Here is a 23,691-nt window from a genome sequence, read left to right as displayed (position 1 = left end):
ACAAGAAGAGCGCCGGCCGAGAGGTGCTTTTCCTGCCGTCGATCATCGTGGCAGACCGTAGATCCGCAGACGTTCGCGCCGATACCCAAAAAACGACCGCGATAGTCCACTCCGAATCAACCAAACCCGTTCAAATTTTCGGCGAGATCAAGGGTGAAATGCTTTTGAAACTTTCACGATCTACTGTTCGGCGCAGAACATAAAAGTAGACTATCGGGCGAGCCTGGATGATGGGATCTTTGATGAAGCGGCGCGTTTTCGCGTATGCAACAGGTCTGGCCTGTTGTTTCGGGGGCCTCCAAGCCTACGCCCATGCCTCGAACGTCGCCGGCATCGTCATCCAGAAAGCCCGACAATTCGGCTTTCAGGCCGTCACCCTGCAGGCCGGCGGGTCCATCGTGCTGTCCAACGACGAGGCGACGGCCGTCCACCACGCCTATATCGAGGCGGACGGCGTCCGCCGCGACTTCGGCGACCAGGCCCCCGGCAGCCGCACCACGATGGTGTTCCCGCACCGGGGCGACTTCCTCGTCCTGTGCGGCGTCCACCCGAAGATGAAGCTGGCCGTCCACGTGGACTGAGGCCGCCGGCGGGCGTGGATCGAGCGGACTTCGTCGCCCGATCCGCACCGGCAGGGTCCCGTCCCGGGGAGATTCGGTCACCGACCGTGGGCGTGCGCCGCCGATCGTCCGTCGGCCGAGGACAGGAACTGCACGTTCAGGCTGGCGCCGGACCGATGCCGCACGGCGCAGTCGAACTCGCGTCCATCCGCCTCGACGACGACCGCGAACCGATCCGGCACCTGGGCGGGCTGGCCCAGATGCAGCCGCGCCCCGCCCTGCGTCAGGTCACGGATGGTGCAGGCGAGGCGCGCGCCGCCGGGCAGGCGGATCGCGGCGCGCAGGAGGACGCGCGTCCGTCGCTCGGTGCGCCGCTCCTCCATCCCGATGGTCCAGTCGTCCAGGCCCGTGCTGATGCGCGACACCCCGTCGGCCGCCTGCTGCATGCTGGCCAGGATCGCGCCCGTGGCCTGCGCCTGCTCATCCATCGCGGCGGTGACGCCGTCGACATGCCGGCTGATCGTGCCGACCGCCGCCGTGATCGTCGCCAGGGTGGTGGCGACCTCGCTGGAGACCGCCTGCATGCCGGCGATCTCGCTGCTGATCCGGTTCGTGGCGGCGGCGGCCTGGCCGGCCAGGGTCTTCACCTCGGTCGCCACCACCGCGAAGCCGCGCCCGGCCTCGCCGGCCCGGGCCGCCTCGATCGTCGCGTTGAGGGCCAGGAGATTGATCTGCTGGGCGATGTCCGTGATCATCGTGGCGACGCCGCTCATCGCCTGGGCCGCGCCGCGGAGCCGCTCGGTGGCGGCATCCGCCTCCCCGGCCCGGCCGTGGATGTCGTCCACGACGGTCTTGGACTGGGCCATGCTGCGGGAGATCTCCCGCGCGGAGGCGTTCATGACGTCGGCCGCATCGGTGACCGCCTGGACGTTGTCGAGGGTGCGCTCGGCGGTCTCGACCGCGACGGAGCGCGCCTCCATGTTGGCGGTGACGTCGGTGGCGTACTTGACGATCTTGGTCAGGCGGCCGGCGGGATCGAAGATCGGGTTGTAGCTGGCCTGGATCCAGACGGGCCGGCCGCCCTTGCCGAAGCGCTGGAACATGCCCGACGCGAAGCGGCCGGCGCGCAGGCGGTCCCAGAAGGCGGCATACTCGGCCGTCTGCGCGTAGCCGGGCTCGACGAACAGGGCGTGCGGCCGGCCCCGGATCTCCTCGATCCCGTAGCCGAGCGCCGTCAGGAAGTTGGCATTGGCGTCGAGGACCGTCGCGTCGGGGGCGAACTCGATCACCGCCTGCGAGCGGTTGACCGCCGCCAGCTGCGCCATCGCGTCCGCGACCTGCAGCTTCTGCGCGGTGATGTCGGTGGCGAACTTGACCACCTTGACCGGCACCCCGTCCCGGTCCCGGATCGGGTTGTAGGTGGCCTGGATCCAGATCTCGCGGCCGCCCTTGGCGATGCGCTTGAACTCGCCCGAGCGGAACTCGCCGCGGCCGAGATCCGCCCAGAACGCGCGGTACGCGGCCCCCGCGCGCTCGTCCGGATCCACGAACAGGCCGTGATGGCGCCCCTGGACCTCGTCGCGGGTGTAGCCCACCGCGGCCAGGAAATTGGCGTTGGCCTCCAGGATCGTGCCGTCGAGGGCGAAGGCGATGACGGCCTGGGAGCGCTGCAGGGCCTCGAGCTGCCCGTCGTGGTCGATGCTGCGCAGGACCTCCGCGGTGACGTCGGTGGCGAGCTTGACCACCCGGGTCACGCGCCCGGCGCGATCGCGGACCGGGTTGTAGGTGGCCTGGATCCAGACCGCCCGGCCATCCTTCGCGAAGCGCTTGAACGCGCGCGTCTGCGGCTCGCCGCGGCGCAGGGCGTCCCAGAACGCGCGATAGGCTTCGCTGGCCCGCTCTTCGGGGGAGACGAAGCGCCCGTGGGGCTCTCCCGTCACCTCGGCGAGGGTGTAGCCCATCAGGTCGAGGAAAAGGTCGTTGGCGGTGAGCACCGTGCCGTCGGGGGTGAACTCGATGCGGGCCCGGGACCTGTCGATGGCGGCCATCAGCGCGCGCAGATCGGTGTCGAAGAACGGCACGGAGGGCCCCCCACGATGCGCAGCCCGCATCCGCACCCGTCCTACGAGAGTCTGATTAAGCAAACCCGAAACATCTTAAAGTCGAGGACTCGAACACCTTCAATCTTTGACGCGATGCGCTTCACGGAGTCGCGATCTCGACATTCATCGATGAGGTTAAACAATGTTGTTGCTGGGCAGCACAGGGCGCCTTGCCTGACCGGGTAAGGAACCGGCCCGGGCCGCCGCGCAGCCCCGCCCGACGGGCTTCCCAAACGCCGATCTGCCAAGCATCGATCTGCCAAGCATCGATCCACCGGGCGGGCGGGCCCGACGCGGGGCGGACCGCGAAAGGTCTTGACAATATTCCTAATTCGTGCCCCTATCTCCCGACCTGCCGCCCGTACGAATCGGGAGCCCGACCGGAGACCGACCGGACGGGCTGGGGGCGGCGGGGCGGTGCCCGCGTCGGTGGCTTCGGTCGCTGCCGCCCCGGGCGACGGCTCGCTATGACCGCCGGCTCGGCACAGGGCGGCGCGCCGGGGGAGGAAATGCCCCCGCCGTCCGACCCGTCGCTGGGCCAGCGGGAAGACGCTGCGGCGCCGCCCATGACGAGGCGGCGTGCGACGAAGGCTCGCTCCGAAGCGTGCGGGGTCTCCCCAGAACCCGCCGAACTTAGCGCCAGCGCGAGCCCCGTCGGAGACACCGCGACGCCAACGGCCCCGGCGGCGACGCCGGAGCCGAGGGACGCCGGGGAACCGGCAACATTCCAAGCGCAACACAGGGTTCCGCCGCGTCCCCGTCCGCGCGTCGACATCTGGGCCATGCCTCCGGCGCGGAACCGCGCGCGGGGGTGAAGCCGCGTGGGGAGGGGGAACCCGCCGCCGGTCGAGGTCCGCGGGCCGCTGCGCTGGATCAACGCGGCGGGGTAGGTTAACGCCGGTTACGGCGGGGGGCGGGTCTGGTAAGGACCGGGCTCAGGGATACATACGGTCCCGTCCCCTTGCGCGTCCGTCCCGCCGGTCCGCCCCCGGGGGGGAACGAAACGTCCTTTCGAGGCCGCCGAGGCGGTCCTTCCGAGACAGGATGGCGGACGGAAGAACAGGCGCTTCCGCCCGGCCCAGCACGAGTTCAGAACCCCGACCCGATGGCAAAACCTCAACCCAAAGCCCCCGCGCCCGCGGCAAGACCCCAGACGGCGCGCTTCGCCCTGCCGAAATCCGGGGCGCTGGCCCGCGCCCTGGAGGCGCTGAAGCGCGGCGACAGCCCGACGCTCGCCAACGTGCCGGAGGGGTTCGACGCGGTGGTCGTGGCGGATCTCGCCCGGGCCCTCAGCCGCGACGTCGAGGGGCCGGCGGTGCTGGTGCATGTCGCCCGCGATTCGGGGCGCTCGGCCGCCTTCGTCAGCGCCCTGAAGTTCGTCGCCCCCGAGATCGAGGTGCTGAGCGTGCCGGCCTGGGACTGCCAGCCCTACGACCGGGTCTCGCCCAACGGCGCCATCGCGGCCCAGCGCATGACGGCCCTGTCGCGCCTCGCCCGCTCGCGCTCCTCGGAGGAACAGCCCCGCATCCTCTGCACCACCGTCAACGCTTTGATTCAGCGGGTGCCGCCCCGAGAGAAGATCGCGGTCGAGACGTTCTCGGCCGCCATCGGCAACGTGGTGCCGATGGACACGGTGACGGCCTGGGTCGAGGCCAACGGGTTCCTGCGCACGGGCACCGTGCGGGACACCGGCGAGTACGCGGTGCGCGGCGGCATCCTCGACCTGTCGCCGCCGGGTCTGCCCAACCCGATCCGCCTCGACTTCTTCGGCGACACCCTGGAATCGATCCGCGCCTTCGACCCTGAGACCCAGCGCACCGTCGGGCAGCTGCGCTCCCTCGACCTCGTGCCGATGAGCGAGGTGCAGCTCACCACCGAGACGATCCGGCGCTTCCGCCAGGGCTACCTCTCGAATTTCGGGGCCGCCACCCGCGACGACCGGCTCTACGAGACCATCAGCGAGGGCCGGCGCTATGCCGGCCTCGAGCACTGGATGCCGCTGTTCTACGACCACCTCGACACGCTGTTCGACTACGTGGCCGGCGTGCCGATGGTGTTCGACGCCCAGGTGGACGAGGCGGCGCACGAGCGCCTCACCCTGATCCGCGACTATTACGACGCCCGCGCCGAGGCAATGAAGGCGCCGTCCCCCGGGGTCGCGCCCTACAAGCCCCTGAAGCCCTCCGCCCTCTACCTCACCCCCAACGAGTGGCGCGACCGGGTCGCGGCGGCGGCGATCGCCCGGCTCTCGCCCTTCTCGATGCCGGAGAGCCCGGACCGGGCGACCATCGACTGCGAGGGCCGCCAGGGCCGCACCTTCGCGGCCGAGCGCGCCGAGGAGGCCGCCAGCGTGTTCGACGCGGCCGTCGCCCACGTGAAGGACCTGCAAGGGTCCGGGCATCACGTCATCCTGGGCTCCTGGTCCGACGGCTCGCGCGACCGGCTCTGCTCGGTGCTGGCCGACCACGGCCTGAAGAAGCCCGTGGCCATCAACACCCTCGCGGCGGTGAACGCCCTGAAGCGCGGCACCGACGTCGCCGTCGCGGTCTGGGGCCTGGACTCCGGCTTCGTCGTCGACCGCCTCGCGGTGATCTCGGAGGGCGACATCCTCGGCGACCGGCTGGTGCGCCAGAAGCGCAAGGCCAAGCGCCCGCAGGACATCATCCTGGAGGTGCAGGCCCTCCAGCCCGGCGACCTCGTGGTCCATGCCGACCACGGCATCGGCCGCTTCGTCGGCCTCAAGACCGTGACGGCCGCGGGGGCGCCGCACGATTGCCTGGAGATCCAGTATGCCGGCGGCCTGCTGCTGCTGCCGGTAGAGAACATCGAGCTCCTGACGCGCTACGGCTCGGAGGATGCCGAGATCGCCCTCGACCGTCTCGGCGGCGGCGCCTGGCAGGCCCGCAAGGCCAAGATGAAGAAGCGCATCCTGGAGATGGCCGGCCAGCTCATCCGGGTCGCGGCCGAGCGCTTCGTGCGGCAGGCCCCGCGCCTGCACGCGCCGGAGGGGCTCACCGACGAGTTCGCCGCCCGCTTCGCCTTCGACGAGACCGAGGACCAGGCCAACGCCATCGACGCGGTGCTCACCGACCTCAATGCGGGCCGGCCGATGGACCGCCTCGTCTGCGGCGACGTCGGCTTCGGCAAGACCGAGGTGGCGCTCCGCGCCGCCTTCGCGGGGGCCATGGGGGGCAAGCAGGTGGCGGTGGTGGTGCCCACCACGCTGCTGGCGCGCCAGCACTACCGGACGTTCAGCGAGCGCTTCAAGGGTCTGCCCGTGGAGGTCGCCCAGATGTCGCGCTTCGTCTCCAACACGGAGATGAAGCGGGTGCGCGACGGGCTCGCCGCCGGCACCGTCGACATCGTCGTCGGCACCCACGCGCTGCTGGCCAAGGCCGTGGCCTTCAAGGATCTCGGCCTCATCATCGTCGACGAGGAGCAGCATTTCGGCGTGGCCCACAAGGAGCGCCTCAAGGCGCTCCAGGCCGACGTGCACGTGCTCACCCTGTCGGCGACGCCCATCCCCCGCACCCTGCAGCTCGCCATGACGGGGGTTCGCGAGCTCTCGATCATCGCGACGCCGCCGGTGGACCGCCTGGCGGTGCGCACCTTCGTGACTCCGTTCGATCCGCTCCTGATCCGCGAGGCCCTGCTGCGCGAGCGCTACCGCGGCGGCCAGTCGTTCTACGTGGTGCCGCGCATCGAGGATCTGGCCGAGGTCAAGCGCTTCCTCGACCAGGAGATGCCCGAGACCACGGTGGCGGTGGCCCACGGCCAGATGGCGGCGGGCCAGCTCGAGGACGTGATGACGGCCTTCTACGAGGGCAAGTTCGACGTGCTGCTGTCGACCACCATCGTCGAATCCGGCCTCGACATCCCCACCGCCAACACCCTGATCGTGCACCGGGCCGACATGTTCGGCCTCGCCCAGCTCTACCAGCTGCGCGGCCGCGTCGGACGCGCCAAGGCCCGGGCCTACGCGCTGTTCACCACCCCGGCCAACCGCACCCTCACGGTCCAGGCGGAGAAGCGCCTGAAGGTGCTCCAGACCCTCGACACCCTGGGCGCGGGCTTCCAGCTCGCGAGCCACGACCTCGACATCCGCGGCGCCGGCAACCTCCTCGGCGACGCCCAGTCGGGCCACATCAAGGAGGTGGGCTACGAGCTCTACCAGCAGATGCTGGAGGACGCCGTCACCGCCCTCAAGGCCGGCATCGACGAGCCGGTGGAGGAGGCCTGGTCGCCCACCATCGCGCTCGGCGCGCCGGTCACGATCCCGGAGGACTACGTTGAGGACCTCACCGTCCGCCTCGGGCTCTACCGCCGGCTCTCGACCCTGGAGAACGACGCCGAGATGGAGAGCTTCGGCGCCGAGCTGATCGACCGCTTCGGACCCCTGCCGCCGGAGGTGGAGCAGCTCCTCAAGATCGTCACCATCAAGATCCTGTGCCGCGACACCAACGTGGAGAAGGTCGAGGCCGGCCCGAAGGGCGTCGTCGTCCACTTCCGCGACAAGGCCTTCGCCAACCCGCAGGGGCTCGTGGCCTACGTCGCCGAGCAGGCCTCCTTCGCCAAGGTGCGGCCGGACATGAGCATCGTCTTCATCCGCGAGCTCGACACGATCCCGGAGCGCCTCAAGGTGACGACCACGATCCTGCGCAGCCTGTCGACCATCGCCCGCCGCAAGAAGGCGGCCTGAGCCGGAACGCGAAAAGGGCGCGCCGCCGGCACGCCCTTTTCGCATGGAACAGAAGAGGTTGGGACGGTCTCTTCGACCAGTCTCTCAGAGGTCCGGCTGGTTCAGCACGTAGGGGCCGATCTGGCTCTGCAGGTCGATGCAGGTGCCGGACCGGCGGCCCATCGTCTCGTCGACGACGATCACCGGGATGCCGGCCTGGCGCATCTGCTCGCGCAGGCGCTCGGAGAGCTGGGCATAGGCCGGATCGCGCCGGGACGAGGCCTGGAGCAGGATGGCGGCCGGGCGCGCGATGACCGCGAGCACGTCATGCGCCGCCTCGAGGGAGGCGGTGACGCTGGCATAGCCGAGCTCCGCGAGCTCGGCGGCGAGCGAATGATCGATCGCACGGTGGCCGTCGTCGACCACGAGAACTTGTTGCAGCGCACCCATGAGCATCAGTGCTAGCCCATCCTTCGTCCCTTGGAAAGAGACCCGTGTGACAACACACATGGGGGCGGTTGGTTCGCCGGCCACGTTTCGGACGTGACCGTGCCGCCCGATCCCTGAGCGGCGGATGAACCGATTCGATGCGGCGCATCATTCGGTGGCGACGGGGCGCGCGGCCTTCGCCCAACCCGTTCCGGCGAATCGGCAAACCGGCTTTCGGCATCGCAATGGCGGATCGGCGGCGGGCGCCGCGGCCGATCGCCGGAGGGCGCCGCGGTCCCCCGGCCGGCAGCCCGGACGGCGGGCGGTTCAGGCCCGCCGGATGGCGAGGGTGCGGTCGTCCTCGATGCCCGCGGCGAAGGGCGAGGGCGCCCAGGCATCGACCGTCTCGGGGATCGCGATATCGCGCTGCAGCGGCTCGGCGTGGCAGGCCCGGCCCCGGAAGGCGAGGCGCCCGTCCGGGTCCCGCCGCAGGGCCATGAGGGTCGAGAACAGGTGGGCGCGCTCGGGATGGGTCAGCGCCAGGGCGACGTCGTTGGCCTCCCGGGCACCGGCCAGGAGGGCGGTCTCGTCGAAGGCGACCACGTCGATGATCGGGCGATGGGCCTCGGAGGCGAGGGTGCGCGGACCGAGGCGCCCCGGGGCGCGATGCGCGAGGACGATGGCCTCCAGCGTCCGCGGCAGGCGGCTGGCGGCGAGGTTTCGCTCCAGCGCCGCCGGCACGACGAGGCGGGTCGGCAGCGGCCGGTCGAGGGCGTCGGCGAAGCTTCGGGCCTCGAACACCGGCAGCGTCTCGAGGCCGGCGCCCGCCACGAGGGCCGCCCCGAGGCCGGTCACGAGGCCGCGCAGGTCGCTCTGCGGCACCAGGCTGAGGATGCGGTCCCCGGGCTGGACCCGGGCGGTGACGAGGTACACGGCGATGGCCGCCAGCAGGGCGTCGCCGCTGCGGTGGACCGGATGCGCGGGATCGCCCGCGGCGAAGCTGATGAGGCCGCCGGGCCCGGGGGCGAAGGGGCCGCCCGCCTGGTCGAGGGCCATGGCGTCGAGGCTGATCACGCCGTCCGGAACGTCCGGGCCGAAGGCGGCGAGGTAGCGCAGCCCGAAATACCGGACCGCGACCCGGCACAGGCGCTCGGCCAGGGCGAGGGGGCCGAACCGGGTCTGGGTGATGACCGCCGGGAGCGCGGCCTGCTGCACGGCGGCGAGGAGGCCCTCCTCGTCGAGGCTCAGCGGCAGCAGGCAGGGGATGTGGCCGGCGGCCTCCACGGCCAGGTAGGCGAGGAAGCTCTCGGAGCTGCCCGGGAGGGCGAGGCCGATGCGGCTGCCGGGGGCCAGGCGCCAGCTGCGCAGGCCGTTGGCGAGGCGGGCCACGATCTCGGCCGCCGCCCCGTAGGTCCAGGTGATGGCGGGCCGCCCGCTCCAGAGGGGCTTATGCGGCGGATCGACGAAGGCGACGCGATGGGGATGGGCATGGGCCGTCCCCGCCAGAAGGGTACAGAGACGCTGCGCCCGGGGTGGAACCCGCGCGCTGTCGGGCCCCGCGCCCGCAGGGCTCCCCGGCGTGGCCCCGGACCCCACCAGGGCCGGACGGCCGGGCCCGGGTGCGGACCCGCCGGCCATGCGGCGGCTGGCCTGGGACAGGGGGATTCCCGCCCGGACCGAGTCCAGGAGATGGGAGGCTTGGAACTGGGCTGCTTGCTGCGCCGGCACGTACGCTGACTCCCGCGACCCTTCGTTCATGAAGGCTTAGGGTTAAGCTCGCCTTAACCCCGGAGCCGCCGCAGCCCCCCCGGCCACGGCCGTGGTGTCATGTCTTCGCCGCATTCGGGGGGAAAGCAGGCCGCCCTGTCGTCGGGACGGGACTGCGCCGTCGAGGGCGCGGTCCGCGGGTTGCCGCGCGGTGGCGGAGGCTCTCATCCGCTGCACCGCTGCGATCCCGGTCCAGTCATGATCTCGGCCCAGGGGGATGTCGGCTTCGAAGCGATCTCGGTCGAAGGGTGCCCGTCCGGCGGGCCTGGTGCGATGTATGCGCCGGGCAGGGGCCGAACGGACGTCCGAACGCCCGAAGCGCCCTTGAAGTCCGAACCGTTCGATGCGAATCCGCGCCCCAGCTTCGAGGCGCATCCCGCGAGCCGAATCCGTTACGCCGTATCTTAAGGGGTCAGAGCTGATGTTCTTCGCCAACCGTCCCGCGCGCCCGCTGCGCGTCGCCGCGTTCCTCGCCCTGGCGGGCCTTACCGGAATGGCGGGGGTTGCCGGACCGGCTCTCGCGCAGGGAGCCAAGGGCAAGGCCGCGCCGGCCCCGACCGCCCCCGCGCCGACGGCGCCCCCGGCCGCCGCTCCCACCGGGGCGGCCCAGACGGGCCCGCAGATCGTCAACGTGAAGTCCGATCCGGCCCAGACGGAATGGACCAAGGTCTGCGGCAAGGACCAGGCCAGCGGCACCGACGTCTGCTACACCACCCGCGACTTCGTCTCCGACCAGGGCCAGCCCGTGCTCGCAGTCGCCGTCTACGAGATGAAGAACGCCGCCCAGAAGCAGGAAGTGCGGGTGATCCGCTACCTGCTGCCCCTCGGCCTGCTGCTGCAGCCGGGCATCCGCTTCACCATCGACGGCCAGCAGGGCACCGCCGGCAAGTTCGCCGTGTGCTTCCCCAACGGCTGCTTCGCCGAGGCCGGCAATGTCGGCCCCGAGCTCGTCGCCGCGATGAAGAAGGGCACCACCCTCAACGTCAGCGTCCAGAACCAGACCCAGCGCGAGGTCACCTTCGCGGTGCCGATCACCGGCTTCGGCAAGGCCTTCGACGGCCCGGCCATCGATCCGAAGGTGCTGGAGGAGCAGCAGAAGAAGCTGCAGGCGGAACTCGAGAAGCGCAGCGAGGACATGCGCAAGAAGCTCGAGCAGCAGAACGCCGCCGGCGCTGCACCGGCCGCCGGTGCGCCGGCCGCCGCGCCGAAGCCCTGAGGATCGCGACTCCGCCGGCCGCTCGCGCGGCCGGCCTTCCTGAACGCAACGAGGCCGGGCGCGATGCCCGGCCTCGTTGCGTTTCACGGGCCTGTCTCCCGGCGCCGACCGCGCCGGCGGGGTCTCAGTTGGCGTGGGCTGCCCCGCGCATCCGGTAGCTGCCGTCGGCGCCGCGCTCGAACACCTCGGCGATGCCGGTATGCCGGAGGGCCTCCCCGGAGGTGTCGGTCACGAGGTTCTGCTCGGACACGTAGGCGACGTATTCGCTCTCCGCATTCTCGGCGAGCAGGTGGTAGAACGGCTGGTCCTTGCGTGGCCGGACCTCCTCGGGAATCGCCAGCCACCATTCCTCGGTGTTGTCGAACACCGGGTCGATGTCGAAGACGATGCCGCGGAAGGGATAGATGCGGTGGCGCACGACGGCACCGAGGCCGAACTTGGCGGTTCTCATCACGGAATCGGCAGTGATCGTATCGGTCATGCGATAGAAAATAAGCGGCTCCGGGCCACTTGTCATCGGCGGTGCTCCGCCGATGACGAAGGGGAGGGGAAAAACTCTCAGGCGAGACCGTAGGTCTTGGCGAGTTCCGGATCCTTCTCGGCCACGAGCTTGGCGAGATCGACGATGACCTTGGCCTGCTTCCAGGTGGCGTCGTCCTGCATCTTGCCGTCGAGCATCACCGCGCCGGTGCCGTCGGGCATCGCCTCGACGATCCGCACCGCGAAGGCGACCTCCGCCGGATCGGGGGCGAAGACCCGCTTGGCGATGGCGACCTGATTCGGGTGCAGGGTCCAGGCCCCGGCGCACCCCATCAGGAAGGCGTTGCGGAACTGGGCCTCGCAGGCCTCGCCGTCGGAGAAGTCGCCGAAGGGGCCGTAGAAGGCCTTGAGACCGTTGGCCATGCAGGCATCGACCATCTTGGCGATGGTGTAGTGCCAGAGGTCCTGCTGGGCGGAGGCCCGGGCGGCGCCGTCGCTCGTCGGGTCGGCGATGACCCGGTAATCCGGATGGCCGCCGCCGACGCGGGTGGTCTTCATGCCGCGGGAGGCCGCGAGGTCGGCGGGTCCGAGGCTCATGCCGTGCATGCGGGGCGAGGCGGCGGCGATGGCATCGACGTTGGCGACCCCCTCGGCGGTCTCGAGGATGGCGTGGACGAGGATCGGCTTGGTCACGCCGTGCCGGGCCTCGAGCTGGGCCAGCAGCTGGTCGATGTAGTGGATGTCCCACGGCCCCTCGACCTTGGGCACCATCACGACGTCGAGCTTGTCGCCGACTTCGGCGACGATCTCGAACAGGTCGTCGAGGATCCAGGGCGAGTTCAGGGCATTGATGCGGGTCCAGAGGCCGGTGCCGGAGGCGGCGAAGTCGGTGGCCCGGGCCATGGCCACGAAGCCCTTGCGGGCCGCCTCCTTCTGGTCGATCGGCACCGCGTCCTCGAGGTTGCCCAGCACCACGTCGACGGTGGCGGCGAGCTCCGGCACGCGGGCCCGGACCTTCTCGTTGTGGGGCGGCACGAAGTGGATCATCCGCTCCAGCTTGACGGGAAGCTCGCGGAAGGGGGCCGGTGCGCCGGTGGCGAGCGGCTGGAAGAAGCGGCGTGGCAGTTTCATGGGTGGTTCTGGCTCCCGGGAGTTTCTTTGTGTGAGATCGGCGTCCCGAACCAGCGGTTAGGGCAAGGCCGGCCCCGCCGTAAAGGTGCGCGGGCGCACGCAAGCCGTTTGCCATGCCGCCATCGCGGTGCGCGCGGCGGAACGCCCGTCTCCGGCTCACGTTCTCACGATCGAGGGGGCACCTCACGGACGACGAAGGACGGACCCATGTCCGGATCATCGACCCGGCGGACTGGCTTCCGCCATCCGGTGCTGCTTGGGGCAGCCCTGATCGGTCTCGGCCTTCCGCAGACCACGTTCGCCGCCGAGCGCGCCAAGCCGGCCGCCGAGAAGCAGGTCCAGTCCGCGACGCAATCCGGGCGCGTGGCCTTCACGGCCGCCGAGGCCGCGACGGCGTGGCCCGACGGACTGGCGGCGGGGCTGCGCATTCCCGGCGACGATGCCGCCGCCTTCCGCACCCTTCTCGATGGAGCCTCGGCCGCCAACCGGCCCTGGCTCGTGCTCTCGGGCGGGGGTGAGAACGGCGCCTACGCGGCCGGCCTGCTCAACGGCTGGAGCGAGGCCGGCACGCGGCCGGATTTCGGCATCATCACGGGCGTCAGCACCGGCGCGATGATCGCGCCCTTCGCCTTCATCGGCACCGCCGGCGACGCGGCCCTGCGCCAGAACTACACCGAGATCTCCGCCGCGGACGTGTTCGAGTTCGGCGGCACGAACGAGGCCCTCACCGATACCTGGCCCCTCAAGCGCCGGATCGACCGGGCGGTGACCCCGGCCCTTCTCAAGGCGGTGGCCGCGGAGCACGCCAAGGGCCGCCGGCTCCTGGTGGCGACCACGGCAGTGGATGGCGAGCGGCCGGTCCTGTGGGACATGGGGGCCATCGCGCAGACCGGGGGCCCGAAGGCGCTGGCGCTGTTCCGCTCGGTGATCCTGGCCTCCTCGGCCGTGCCCGGAGTGTTTCCCCCGGTGATGATCGACGCTGTGGCGGGCGACGGCAAGCATTTCCAGGAGATGCACGACGACGGCGGTACCACCGCGCCGTACTATCTCGCCCCGGAAGCGATGCTCCTGGCGAAGGATCCGGCGCCCTTGCCGACGCCTCAGGTCTACCTCGTCGTCAACAACAGTCTGGCGCCCGACTTCCAGATGGCGTCGCGCACGACCCTGAGCGTGCTCGGCCGCTCGATGTCGGCGGCGATCAAGGCACAGACCCGCGCCGCGCTCGCCCTCAGCCAGGGCTTCGCCCGGCGCACCGGCCTCGACCTCCAGGTCGCCCAGATCGACGGGCGCTTCGGGAAGACCTCCGCTGCGCCGTTCGACCAGGGGTATATGAAGGCCCTGTTCGCCCACGGCGTCGCCCTGGGCAAGTCCGGCACCGCCTTCCAGGACGGTACGGCGGACCCGGCGGCGGAGATCGCCACCGGCTCGGTCGACCGGCGGGTGGCCCGGGAGAGTCCCGCTCAGGACGGCCCGGTCCGGAGCGTGGCCGGGCGCTGATCAGCGCATCAGGCTCGGGGCGCCGAGGCGGGGCAGCACGCCCTCGCGCATGACGATGCGGCGCAACGGGCCGATCGTCGTCATGGCGAGGAGGCCGAGGCCGCGCAGGGCGTCCACCGGCAGGAGGTCGGCGAGCAGGCTGCGGTTGAGCGCGTCGACCGCGGTCGACCGCAAGCGCGCGTCGAGGTCGCGCCCGCGGGCGAAGCCGGCCAGCGCCGCGCGCGAACCCGGGTCGCGCCCGTCCGCCACCGCCCGCATCACCGCGTCGCGCAAGGACGCGGCGTCGCGCAGGCCGAGGTTCAACCCCTGCGCGCCGATGGGCGGGAAGACGTGGGCGGCCTCGCCGATCAGGGCGAGGCGGGCCGCGACCGGGCTCGGCACGGACAGGCCCCGCATCGGCACGAGGCCGCGCGGCCCGTCAACGCGCATCGCCCCCAGCATCGCCTGGGCCTGGCGCTCCACCGCCCGGGCGAGGGCCGCATCGTCGCAGGCCGCCAGGCGCTTGGCGGGGCTCTCGCCCATCACCCAGACGAGGCTGGAGCGGAGCCCACCGGGCAGGGGCACCAGGGTGAACGGCCCCTGCCGGGTGTGGAACTCGGTGGAGACGTCGCGGTGGGGCCGCGTGTGGGCGAGGATCGTCGTGATGGCGCTCTGCGGATAGGACCAGGTGCGGGGCACGATGCCGGCGGCCTCGCGCAGCTTCGAGCGGGCGCCGTCCGCCCCGGCCACGAGACGGGCCGACAGGGTGGCGCCCCCGGCCAGCGTGATCGTGGCGGCGTCCGCGCCGGCCACGAAGCCCGCGGCGTCCTCCTCGAACAGGGTCAGGTTGGCGGCCGAGCGGGCCTCGGCGCGCAGGCCCTCGACGAGGCGGGCGCTCTCGACGTTCCAGCCGAAGGCGTCGAGGCCGATCTCGGTGGCGACGAAGCGGGCCGGGGGCGGGCGGAACAGGCTGCCGGTGTCGTCGACGATGTGGAGCTCGGCCAGGGGACTCGCCTGGGGCGCGATCGCCGCCCAGACCCCGAGGGCGTCGAGGAAGCGCACCGAGCCATCAAGGAGCGCCACCGTGCGCCCGTCGGCCACGGGGGCGTGCCGGCCGACCAGGGCGGTGGCGACGCCGTCGCGGGCGAGCGCCAGGGCGAGGCTCAGGCCCGCCGCGCCGGCCCCGACCACGGCGACCGCGAAGGTCTCGGACGGGGGAGCCTCGGATTTCGCAGGAAGTGTCGCCACGGCGTCGCGGTCTCCAGAACGGCATCGGGCAGCGCATCGGCCGGCAAGAGCCCGGCCGACCGAAAGAACCTGACGCTTACAGAGGCGTGTCACCGCGCCGGTCAAGGCCGCGATGGTGCCGCAGGGGCGGGGCTTGTACCATCCGGCGCAAGGCCGCGACCCTCGGCGACCCGGAGGCCCACCCCGATCATGAGCCTGTTCATCGCGCTGCTGGCGCTCGGCTTCCTGATGCTCGTCGCCTATCGGGGCTTTTCCGTCATCCTGTTCGCACCGGTGGCGGCCCTGCTGGCGGTGCTCCTCACCGATCCGTCGGCGGTGCTGCCGGTCTTCTCCGGCCTGTTCATGGAGAAGATGGTCGGCTTCGTGAAGCTGTACTTCCCGGTGTTCCTGCTCGGCGCGGTGTTCGGCAAGGTCATCGAGATGTCGGGCTTCTCCCGCTCCATCGTGACCGCCGTGATCGCGCTCGTGGGCGCCCGGCGGGCCGTGCTCTCCATCGTGCTGGTGTGCAACCTGCTCACCTACGGGGGCGTCTCGCTCTTCGTGGTGGTGTTCGCGGTCTATCCCTTCGCGGCGGAGGCCTTCCGCCTCAGCGACATCCCCAAGCGCCTGATCCCCGGCACCATCGCGCTCGGGGCCTTCTCCTACACGATGGACGCGCTGCCCGGGACGCCGCAGATCCAGAACATCATTCCCACCACCTTCTTCGGCACCAACACCTGGGCCGCCCCCTGGCTCGGGCTGATCGGCGCGGCCTTCATCCTGGGGGTCGGCGTCGCCTATCTCGACCGGCGCATCGCCGCGGCCAGGCGCCGGGGCGAGGGCTACGGCACCGGCCACAGCAACGAACCGCAGGTGATGGACGCGGCGTCCCGCGCGCATCCGGCCATCGCCCTCCTGCCGCTGATCGTGGTGGGGGTGGCGAACCTCGCCTTCACGGCCCTGATCCCACGCCTCTACGGCGCGAAGGCCGAGACGGCCCTCGCCGGCCTCGACAAGCCCATCGTCACCGCGGTCTCGTCCGTGACCGCGATCTGGGCGGTGGAGCTGGCGCTGCTCGCCGGCATCCTCACGGTGCTGGTCTTCGCCTGGCGCCCGGTCTCGCAGGGCTTCGCGGAGGGCAGCCGCGCGGCGGTGGCGGGCTCGCTGCTGGCGGCGATGAACACCGCCTCCGAATACGGCTTCGGCGCGGTCATCGCGGCCCTTCCGGGCTTCCTCGTCATCCGCGACGCCCTCTCGGCGATCCCGAACCCCCTGGTCAACGAGGCCGTGACGGTGACGGCGCTGGCCGGCATCACCAGCTCGGCGTCGGGCGGCATGAGCATCGCGCTGGCGGCCATGTCCTCCACCTTCATCGCGGCCGCGCAGGCCGCCCACATCCCCATGGAGGTGCTGCACCGGGTCGCCGCCATGGCGAGCGGCGGCATGGACACCCTGCCCCACAACGGCGCGGTCATCACCCTGCTGTCGGTGACGGGCCTGACCCACCGGCAGGCCTATGCCGACGTCTTCGCCATCACGCTCCTGAAGACCGGGGCGGTGTTCCTGGTGATCGGGGTCTACTACCTCACCGGCATCGTGTGAGCTGGCGCCGTGCCTGGGCGAAGCCCGGATTCGTCCGTGCCGAAGGGATCAACCGGATCCGGCGCGGAGCGGCGGTTCCTCCGGTTCGACGAGCCGTAGGGTGAGCTGCGTGAAGGGCCGGATGTCCCAGGCCGGACCGGCATGGAACATCATCACCACGGGCCGGCGGGCCAGCACCTGGAATTCCGGCAGTCCCGCCTCCGGGCGCAGGATCGTGCCCGGCTGGACGGCGGGGTCGTACCCGGCAGGACGTATCCACACGATCTCATCCATTCAGCCGATCCATCGTCATGGTCGTGCCGCGCCCTCCCGGCGGGACCGGGACGGCCGCATCCCGGCGCCGGAGCCGGGAACGACTCGCGGGACGGGGGCCGGTTAACCTGCGTTAATCACGCGGCCGCCGTGGACGCAATCGGAGAGCTGCAGGAGTCCGATCCGGTGCGCCAGCGCACATGGGCTGGCAGGAGCGGGATGAGAACCTGCACCATTGCCGGCATACCGGGACCGTCTATGGCGCAGATCATCGCGGCCGGTGGCCCCGCACCCGTCCCGCCCCAGACCTACACCGAAGACCCACACTGAGGAACGACACGATGCCGAAGGCGATCCAGGTTCACGCGTACGGCGGCCCCGAGGTGATGCGCTACGAGGACGTGACGCTGCCGGCCCCGGGCCCCGGCCAGATCCACGTCCGGCAGACCGCCATCGGCGTCAACTTCATCGACATCTACTTCCGCTCGGGCGCCTACAAGGCGCCGCAGCTGCCCTTCACCCCCGGCAAGGAGGGCGCCGGCGTGATCGTGGCGCTCGGCGAAGGCGTCACCGGCTTCCGGGTCGGCGAGCGGGTCGCCTACGGCTCGGCCGCGAGCACCTATGCGGAGGAGGCGGTGATCGAGGCGAGCGCCGCCGTGCACCTCGCCGACGACATCGACGACAAGACCGCCGCCGCGATGATGCTGAAGGGCCTCACCGCCGAGTACCTGCTGCACCGGACCTACGCGGTGAAGCCGGGCGACACCATCCTGTTCCACGCCGCCGCCGGGGGCGTCGGCCTCATCGCCTGCCAATGGGCCAAGCACCTCGGCGCCACGGTGATCGGCACCGTCGGCTCGGCGGAGAAGGCGGAGCTCGCCCGCGCCAACGGCTGCGACCACGTCATCCTCTATCGCGACGAGGATTTTTCGGCCCGCGTCCGGGAGATCACGGGCGGCAAGGGCGTGCCGGTGGTCTATGACGGCGTCGGCAAGGACACCTTCCCGGCCTCCCTCGACTGCATCAGCCCGCTGGGCCTGTTCGTCAGCTTCGGCTCGGCCTCCGGCCCGGTGGACGATTTCAGCCTGGCGCTGCTGGGCCAGAAGGGCTCGCTCTACGCCACCCGCCCCTCGCTCTTCGCCCATGCGAGCAAGCGGGAGACCCTCGACGCCATGGCCAAGAACCTGTTCTCGGTGGTGGCGAGCGGCGCGGTGAAGATCCCGGTCCACAGCACGGCCCGGCTCGCCGACGCGCAGCAGGTCCACCGGGATCTCGCCGCCCGCAAGACCACCGGCGCCACGGTGATGATCCCGTGATCCGGTCGTCCCGGGATCGGAGGATCGCGTGATCCCGGGAGCCCGGGACGTCCTCCTCGTCATCGACGTGCAGGTGGACTTCCTGCCCGGGGGGGCCCTTGCCGTGCCGGACGGCGACGCCGTGGTCGCGCCGGCGAACCGCCTCCTCGGCCTGTTCCCGCACGCGGTGCTGACGCAGGACTGGCACCCGCCGGGGCACGTCTCCTTCGCGACGAGCCATCCCGGCCGGGCGCCCTTCGACACCGTGCCGCTCGCCTATGGCCCGCAGGTGCTGTGGCCGGAGCATTGCGTGCAGGGCAGCGCCGGGGCCGCCCTCGCCCCCGGCCTCGCGGCGGACCGCGCCGAACTGGTGATCCGCAAGGGCCACCACCCGGGGGTCGACAGCTATTCGGCCTTCCTGGAGGCGGACCGCCGCACGCCCACGGGGCTGGCCGGCTACCTGGGTGAGCGCGGCTTCACCCGGGTGGTCCTGTGCGGCCTCGCCACGGATTACTGCGTGGCCTGGAGCGCCCGCGACGCGCGGGCGGCCGGCTTCGAGGCCCTGGTGGTCGCGGACGCCGTGCGGGGCATCGACCGGGACGGCTCGCTGGCGCAGGCCTGGACCGAGATGGCGGCGGCCGGGGTCGGGCGGATCACGAGCCAAAGGATCGTGGGCCCGGGATTCCATGGCGAAGGGCACACAGCCCCTTGAAATCATACCTCAGGTTAACAAAATTCTATTCGTAAACCTGAGGTAATATTTATGTCTGATGATCTTACGAAGCGCGGCCTGCCTGACCAGCGCCGCATCAACGTGAACGAGCCGTGGGAAGTCAAAGCGTGGGGCGAAAAGTTCGGTGTGACGGAAGCTCAGCTGCGTGCTGCGGTTAAGGCTGTCGGCGTGATGGCGAAGGATGTCGCGAGACATCTCGGAAAACCGTATCCTTGAAGTCGGGACGAAAAAGGGGAAAGGGGCCTACGGCCCCTTTCCATCCAAACGACGGCTCGGAAATCCGGACACCGATCTACACCGCGCTCCCGTAGAGATCGTAGGCGTCCGCGCGCTCGATCTTCACGGTGACGATGTCGCCCACCCGCAGGGGCCGGCGCGCCGTGACGTGGACGTTCCCGTCGATCTCGGGGGCGTCGTATTTCGAGCGGCCCTTGGCGACGGTGCCGTCGGCCGCGTCGATGATGACGGGCAGGCGCTTGCCGATGCGGGCCTTCTGCAGGCGGGCGGAAACGGCCTGCTGCGCCTCCATGAAGCGGCGCTTGCGCTCGGCCTTGACCTCCGGCGGGACGAGGTCGCCGAGGCCGTTGGCCACGGCGCCGGCCACCGGCTCGAACTCGAAGCAGCCGACACGCTCGAGCTTGGCTTCGCGAATCCAGGTCAGCAGTTCCTCGAACTCGGCCTCGGTCTCGCCGGGGAAGCCGACGATGAAGGTCGAGCGGATGGCGAGATCGGGGCAGATCTCGCGCCAGCGCCGGATGCGCTCGAGCTGGCGTTCCTGGTTGCCGGGCCGGCGCATGCGCTTGAGCACGGACGGGCTCGCGTGCTGGAGCGGCATGTCGAGGTAGGGCAGGATCTTGCCCTCGGCCATCAGCGGAATGACCTCGTCCACGTGCGGGTAGGGGTAGACGTAGTGCATCCGCACCCAGGCCCCCAGTTCGCCGAGTTCGGCGGCGAGGTCGTAGAACTTCGCCCGTACCGCGCGGTCGCGCCAGGGGCTCTCCGCGTAGCGGATGTCGACCCCGTAGGCGGAGGTGTCCTGCGAGACCACCAGCAGTTCCTTGACGCCGGCCTTCACCAGCTTCTCGGCCTCGCGCAGCACCTCGCCGGCCGGCCGGCTGACGAGATCGCCGCGCAGGGAGGGGATGATGCAGAAGGTGCAGCGGTTGTTGCAGCCCTCGGAAATCTTCAGGTAGGCGTAGTGGCGCGGGGTGAGCTTCACCCCCTGCGGCGGCACGAGGTCGAGGAACGGGTCGTGGGCCGGAGGCACCGCCGCGTGCACCGCCGCCACCACCGATTCGTAGGCCTGCGGCCCGGTGACCGCGAGCAGGTTCGGATACTTCTCGCGGATCTCGTCGGGCTGGGCGCCCATGCAGCCGGTCACGATGACGCGGCCGTTCTCCGCCATGGCCTCGCCGATGGCCGAGAGCGACTCGGCCTTGGCCGAATCGAGGAAGCCGCAGGTGTTGACGATGACGACGTCCGCGCCGTCATGCCGCCGGGCGAGCTCGTAGCCCTCCGCCCGCAGGTGCGTGAGGATGCGCTCGGAATCCACCAGCGCCTTCGGGCAGCCGAGGGAGACGAAGGAGATTTTCGGCGCCGCCTTGGCGGGGGCCGGCGGCAGGGGGGATGCGGTCATGGATGCTCGTCGGGCCGGACCGGCTGCGGAAGAACCGGATCGGCCGTGGACTCGGGGGAGGGCGGGACAAAGAGGTTGACAGCCCTATAACGGGATTCGCGCGCCCAAGCGAGCCGGGCGGGTCCGAGCCATGCGCGGATCGCGCTTTTGCCACGGCATCGCGCATGCCACCTGTGCATGATACCGCAGGCCACGACGGATGCGTCGGCCCCCAATGCTTCGGCACACCGGGATCGTCGGTCCGTCGCCGCCCCAAAACCTTCGAGTCGTCATGTGGATTGCTGACATCCCGTTCGTCGAGCCCGTCGCGGCGGCCGAGGCCCTGGCCGCCCTGCCGGGGCTCGCCTTCCTCGACAGCGCCATGCACCACGACACCCTGGGGCGGACCTCGACCCTGGCGGCGGACCCGTTCGGGCGCTTCCGGTTTCGCGATGGCCAGGCCACCCTGGATGGGCGTCCCGTCCCGGGCTCCGGCCTGGAGGCGCTGCGCGCCTGCCTCGCCCCCTACCGCACGGCGCGGGACCCCGATGGCCCGGCCTTCGCGGGCGGCGCGATCGGCTACGTCGCCTACGATTTCGGCGCCGCCCTGGAGCGGGTGGCGCCCCCGGCCCGGCGGGCGGGCCTCTGCGACGACATCGCCTTCAACCTCTACGACACGGTGCTGAGCCTCGACCACGCGACCGGGCGCTGCCGCCTTCTCGCCACGGGCTTTCCCGAGACCGACCCCGCCGCGCGCGAGGCCCGCGCCCGGGCCCGGCTGACGCAGTTCACCCGCCTGCTGGAAGGCGCGCATCCGAGCCCCGAGCCGGCGGCGCAGGGGCCGCTGGCCTGGCGCTCGAACTTCACCCGCGCCGGCTACGAGGCGGCCGTGGAGCGGGTGCGCGACTACATCCGCGCCGGCGACATCTACCAGGCCAACATCGCCCAGCGCTTCGAAGCCGACCTGCCGGAAGGCTTCGATCCGTTCGCCCTCTATCGGCGCCTGCGCGCCACCAACCCGGCGACCTTCGGCGCCTATCTCGACTTCGAGGACCTGCGGGTCGCCTCCAGCAGCCCCGAGCGCTTCCTCAAACTCAGCGGGCGGGCGATCGAGACCCGGCCGATCAAGGGCACGGTGCGGCGCGTGGCCGATGCGGCCGCCGACGCGCACCTGGGCGAGGCGCTGCAGGCCAACGCCAAGGAGCGGGCCGAGAACATCATGATCGTCGACCTCCTGCGCAACGACCTCTCGCGCATCTGCGAGCCCCACAGCGTGCGGGTGCCGGTCCTGTGCGGCCTCGAATCCTACGCCTCGGTCCACCATCTCGTGTCGGTGGTCACCGGAACCCTGAAAGCCGACATGGACGCCCTCGACCTGATCGCCGCCACCTTCCCGGGCGGCTCGATCACCGGCGCACCGAAGCTGCGCGCCATGGACATCATCACGGAGATCGAGAGCGACGCGCGCGAACTCTATTGCGGCGCCATCGGCGCCCTTGGCTTCACCGGCGACCTCGACACCGCCATCGCCATCCGGACGGTGTTCATGAACGACCGCACGGCCGTGCTCCAGGCCGGCGGCGGCATCACCCTGCTGTCCGAGCCGGGCCCGGAATACGAGGAGACCCTGACCAAGGCCGCGCGGGTGTTCCAGGCCTTCGAACCTGAGGCGGGGAGGGCGCCGTGATCCTCGTCATCGACAACTACGACAGCTTCGTCTTCAACGTGGTGCGCTATTTCGAGGAACTGGGCGAGACCGTCCGGGTGGTGCGCAACGACGCCCTCGACGTCGCCGGCATCCGCGCCCTGGCGCCCGAAGCGATCGTGATCTCGCCCGGCCCCTGCACCCCGGCGGAGGCCGGCATCTCGCTGCCCGCCATCCGGGCGCTCTCCGGGGCGGTGCCGCTGCTCGGCGTCTGCCTCGGCCACCAGGCCATCGGGGCGGCCTTCGGCGGCCGGGTGGCGCGCGCCGGGCGCCCCCTGCACGGGCAGGCGACGCCGATCCGGCACGACGGGGCCGGGCTCTTCGCCGGCCTGCCCGACCCGATGCAGGTCGGGCGCTACCACTCGCTGATCGTGGCGCCGGAGGCCGGCATGGCCGACCGGCTCCGCATCGACGCGGTCTCGACGGAAGGGGAGGTGATGGCCCTGTCGCACCGGACCCACCCGACCTGGGGCGTGCAGTTCCACCCGGAATCGGTGCTCACCGAGAACGGGCACGCCATCTTCTCCAATTTCCTGCGACTGGCCCGCGACTGGCGCGCCGACCACGCCCTGCCGGCCCAGACCGATGCTGTGGTTTGACGGCGGCCTCACCGAGGGGCCGGTGCCCTTCGACCTCGGCGACCGGGGCCTGACCCTCGGGGACGGGGTGTTCGACACGGCCCTCGCCCGCCATGGCCGCATCCTGTTCGAGGCCGCGCACGTGGACCGCCTGGCGACCGCCACCGCGACGCTGGGCTTTCCCGTGGCGCCGGAGCGCATCGCCGAGGCGATGCGGGACCTCGCCGAAGCGGCGGGCCGGGTGCATCCCCTGGCGGCGATCCGCACCACCGTGACCCGGGGCTCCGGCCCGCGCGGGCTCGGCCCCCCGGCCGCGCCCCGGCCGGTGCTGTGGGCGAGCGCCGCCCCGGTGGGCGACGCCTTGGCCTTCGCGCCCCTGACCCTCCACCCCACGGAGATCCGCCGCAACGAGACCTCGCCGGCCGCGAGCCTGAAGACGCTGGGTTACCTCGACGCGGTGCTGGCCGCCGGCGCGGCCCGGGCCGCCGGCTTCGACGAGGCCCTGTTCCGCAACACGCGCGGGCACGTCGCCTGCGCCGGCACGGCCAACCTGTTCGCGGTGGTCGACGCCACCCTCGTCACCCCGCCCCTGTCGGACGGCGTCCTGCCGGGCATCCTGCGCGGCGAGGTTCTGTCGGGATGCGCTTCGCGCCTCGGCCTGCCCGTCGCCGAACGCAGCGTCGGCCTCGAGGCGCTCCTGCGCGCCGACGCGGTGTTCGTGACCAATTCCCTGCGGGGCCTCGCCCCCGTGACGGCGATCGGCGAGACCGCCTTCGCGAGCGCCGACCACCCCGTGGTGGCGGCGCTCATCGCCGACCTGCGCGACGCCTTCGCGCCATGAGGGC

Annotated in this window: 19 protein-coding genes; 11 read left to right on the top strand and 8 right to left on the bottom strand. The window is 71.4% G+C overall.

Annotated elements, in window-relative coordinates; translation table 11 throughout:
- Positions 1-242 precede the first annotated feature (242 nt).
- Positions 243-581, top strand: coding sequence for a hypothetical protein (locus tag ASF41_RS22675; RefSeq protein ID WP_056497327.1), 339 nt, complete (start codon positions 243-245; stop codon positions 579-581).
- A gap of 77 nt (positions 582-658) precedes the next feature.
- Here the strand turns inward: ASF41_RS22675 and ASF41_RS22670 are convergent, their stop codons facing one another.
- Positions 659-2,671 (bottom strand): PAS domain-containing protein, encoded by a 2,013-nt coding sequence (locus tag ASF41_RS22670; RefSeq protein WP_244472569.1) that lies wholly within the window; start codon positions 2,669-2,671, stop codon positions 659-661.
- A gap of 1,096 nt (positions 2,672-3,767) precedes the next feature.
- On the opposite strand from ASF41_RS22670, the gene mfd reads away from it, so the two are divergent.
- Complete coding sequence (gene mfd, locus ASF41_RS22665; protein WP_056497324.1) at positions 3,768-7,361, top strand: transcription-repair coupling factor; 3,594 nt, start codon at positions 3,768-3,770, stop codon at positions 7,359-7,361.
- Positions 7,362-7,445: 84 nt separating this feature from the next.
- On the opposite strand, the gene ASF41_RS22660 is transcribed toward mfd, so the two are convergent.
- Together ASF41_RS22660 and ASF41_RS22655 are read right to left on the bottom strand one after the other, a co-directional pair.
- Positions 7,446-7,790, bottom strand: a complete 345-nt coding sequence (locus tag ASF41_RS22660) for a hypothetical protein (protein ID WP_056222214.1) — start codon at positions 7,788-7,790, stop codon at positions 7,446-7,448.
- Positions 7,791-8,096: 306 nt separating this feature from the next.
- The gene (locus ASF41_RS22655) at positions 8,097-9,497 is read right to left on the bottom strand and encodes an AMP-binding protein (RefSeq protein WP_244479756.1); all 1,401 of its coding nucleotides are present in this window, start codon (positions 9,495-9,497) and stop codon (positions 8,097-8,099) included.
- A 460-nt stretch (positions 9,498-9,957) separates the two neighbouring features.
- On the opposite strand from ASF41_RS22655, the gene ASF41_RS22650 reads away from it, so the two are divergent.
- Complete coding sequence (locus tag ASF41_RS22650) at positions 9,958-10,752, top strand: invasion associated locus B family protein (RefSeq protein WP_056221942.1); 795 nt, start codon at positions 9,958-9,960, stop codon at positions 10,750-10,752.
- A 124-nt stretch (positions 10,753-10,876) separates the two neighbouring features.
- Here the strand turns inward: ASF41_RS22650 and hspQ are convergent, their stop codons facing one another.
- Complete coding sequence (hspQ, locus tag ASF41_RS22645; RefSeq protein WP_244472571.1) at positions 10,877-11,203, bottom strand: heat shock protein HspQ; 327 nt, start codon at positions 11,201-11,203, stop codon at positions 10,877-10,879.
- A 107-nt stretch (positions 11,204-11,310) separates the two neighbouring features.
- On the bottom strand, positions 11,311-12,363 hold the full coding sequence (locus tag ASF41_RS22640; RefSeq protein WP_056221945.1) for a CoA ester lyase: 1,053 nt from the start codon (positions 12,361-12,363) through the stop codon (positions 11,311-11,313).
- 207 nt (positions 12,364-12,570) lie between these two features.
- On the opposite strand from ASF41_RS22640, the gene ASF41_RS22635 reads away from it, so the two are divergent.
- Positions 12,571-13,860, top strand: a complete 1,290-nt coding sequence (locus ASF41_RS22635) for a patatin-like phospholipase family protein (protein ID WP_056349724.1) — start codon at positions 12,571-12,573, stop codon at positions 13,858-13,860.
- On the opposite strand, the gene ASF41_RS22630 is transcribed toward ASF41_RS22635, so the two are convergent.
- Entirely contained in the window at positions 13,861-15,087 is a 1,227-nt protein-coding gene (locus tag ASF41_RS22630) for an FAD-dependent monooxygenase (RefSeq protein ID WP_056497317.1), read from the bottom strand.
- A gap of 189 nt (positions 15,088-15,276) precedes the next feature.
- On the opposite strand from ASF41_RS22630, the gene ASF41_RS22625 reads away from it, so the two are divergent.
- Positions 15,277-16,668 (top strand): GntP family permease, encoded by a 1,392-nt coding sequence (locus tag ASF41_RS22625; protein WP_056497314.1) that lies wholly within the window; start codon positions 15,277-15,279, stop codon positions 16,666-16,668.
- Positions 16,669-16,716: 48 nt separating this feature from the next.
- On the opposite strand, the gene ASF41_RS22620 is transcribed toward ASF41_RS22625, so the two are convergent.
- A complete protein-coding gene (locus ASF41_RS22620) occupies positions 16,717-16,941 on the bottom strand; it encodes a hypothetical protein (protein ID WP_056221957.1) in 225 nt (74 codons plus the stop codon).
- Positions 16,942-17,261: 320 nt separating this feature from the next.
- Between ASF41_RS22620 and ASF41_RS22615 the strand changes: the two genes are divergently transcribed.
- The 3 genes from ASF41_RS22615 to ASF41_RS24525 are packed head-to-tail and all read left to right on the top strand — an operon-like array spanning position 17,262 to position 19,164.
- A complete protein-coding gene (locus tag ASF41_RS22615) occupies positions 17,262-18,236 on the top strand; it encodes a quinone oxidoreductase (RefSeq protein ID WP_056221959.1) in 975 nt (324 codons plus the stop codon).
- 28 nt (positions 18,237-18,264) lie between these two features.
- Positions 18,265-18,927 carry a bifunctional nicotinamidase/pyrazinamidase gene (gene pncA / locus ASF41_RS22610; protein ID WP_056497311.1) on the top strand — a complete coding sequence of 221 codons (663 nt, stop codon included), beginning with the start codon at positions 18,265-18,267 and terminating at the stop codon, positions 18,925-18,927.
- 51 nt (positions 18,928-18,978) lie between these two features.
- Positions 18,979-19,164: a DUF3606 domain-containing protein gene (locus tag ASF41_RS24525; protein WP_082504750.1), complete on the top strand. Its 186-nt coding sequence runs from the start codon at positions 18,979-18,981 to the stop codon at positions 19,162-19,164.
- A 76-nt stretch (positions 19,165-19,240) separates the two neighbouring features.
- Here the strand turns inward: ASF41_RS24525 and rimO are convergent, their stop codons facing one another.
- Positions 19,241-20,584: a 30S ribosomal protein S12 methylthiotransferase RimO gene (gene rimO / locus ASF41_RS22600; protein WP_056221965.1), complete on the bottom strand. Its 1,344-nt coding sequence runs from the start codon at positions 20,582-20,584 to the stop codon at positions 19,241-19,243.
- Positions 20,585-20,855: 271 nt separating this feature from the next.
- Between rimO and pabB the strand changes: the two genes are divergently transcribed.
- Genes pabB through ASF41_RS22585 form a run of 3 tightly spaced genes read left to right on the top strand, consistent with a single transcriptional unit; the run spans position 20,856 to position 23,687 of the window.
- Complete coding sequence (pabB, locus tag ASF41_RS22595) at positions 20,856-22,250, top strand: aminodeoxychorismate synthase component I (RefSeq protein WP_056497304.1); 1,395 nt, start codon at positions 20,856-20,858, stop codon at positions 22,248-22,250.
- The gene (locus ASF41_RS22590; protein ID WP_056497301.1) at positions 22,247-22,867 is read left to right on the top strand and encodes an aminodeoxychorismate/anthranilate synthase component II; all 621 of its coding nucleotides are present in this window, start codon (positions 22,247-22,249) and stop codon (positions 22,865-22,867) included. The genes pabB and ASF41_RS22590 overlap by 4 nt, the downstream gene beginning before the upstream one ends.
- Positions 22,854-23,687, top strand: a complete 834-nt coding sequence (locus tag ASF41_RS22585; protein ID WP_056497298.1) for an aminotransferase class IV — start codon at positions 22,854-22,856, stop codon at positions 23,685-23,687. The genes ASF41_RS22590 and ASF41_RS22585 overlap by 14 nt, the downstream gene beginning before the upstream one ends.
- Positions 23,688-23,691 lie beyond the last annotated feature (4 nt).

This window comes from Methylobacterium sp. Leaf111 (assembly GCF_001423285.1).
Lineage (GTDB): Bacteria > Pseudomonadota > Alphaproteobacteria > Rhizobiales > Beijerinckiaceae > Methylobacterium.
This window is presented reverse-complemented; position numbering and strand designations above follow the sequence as displayed.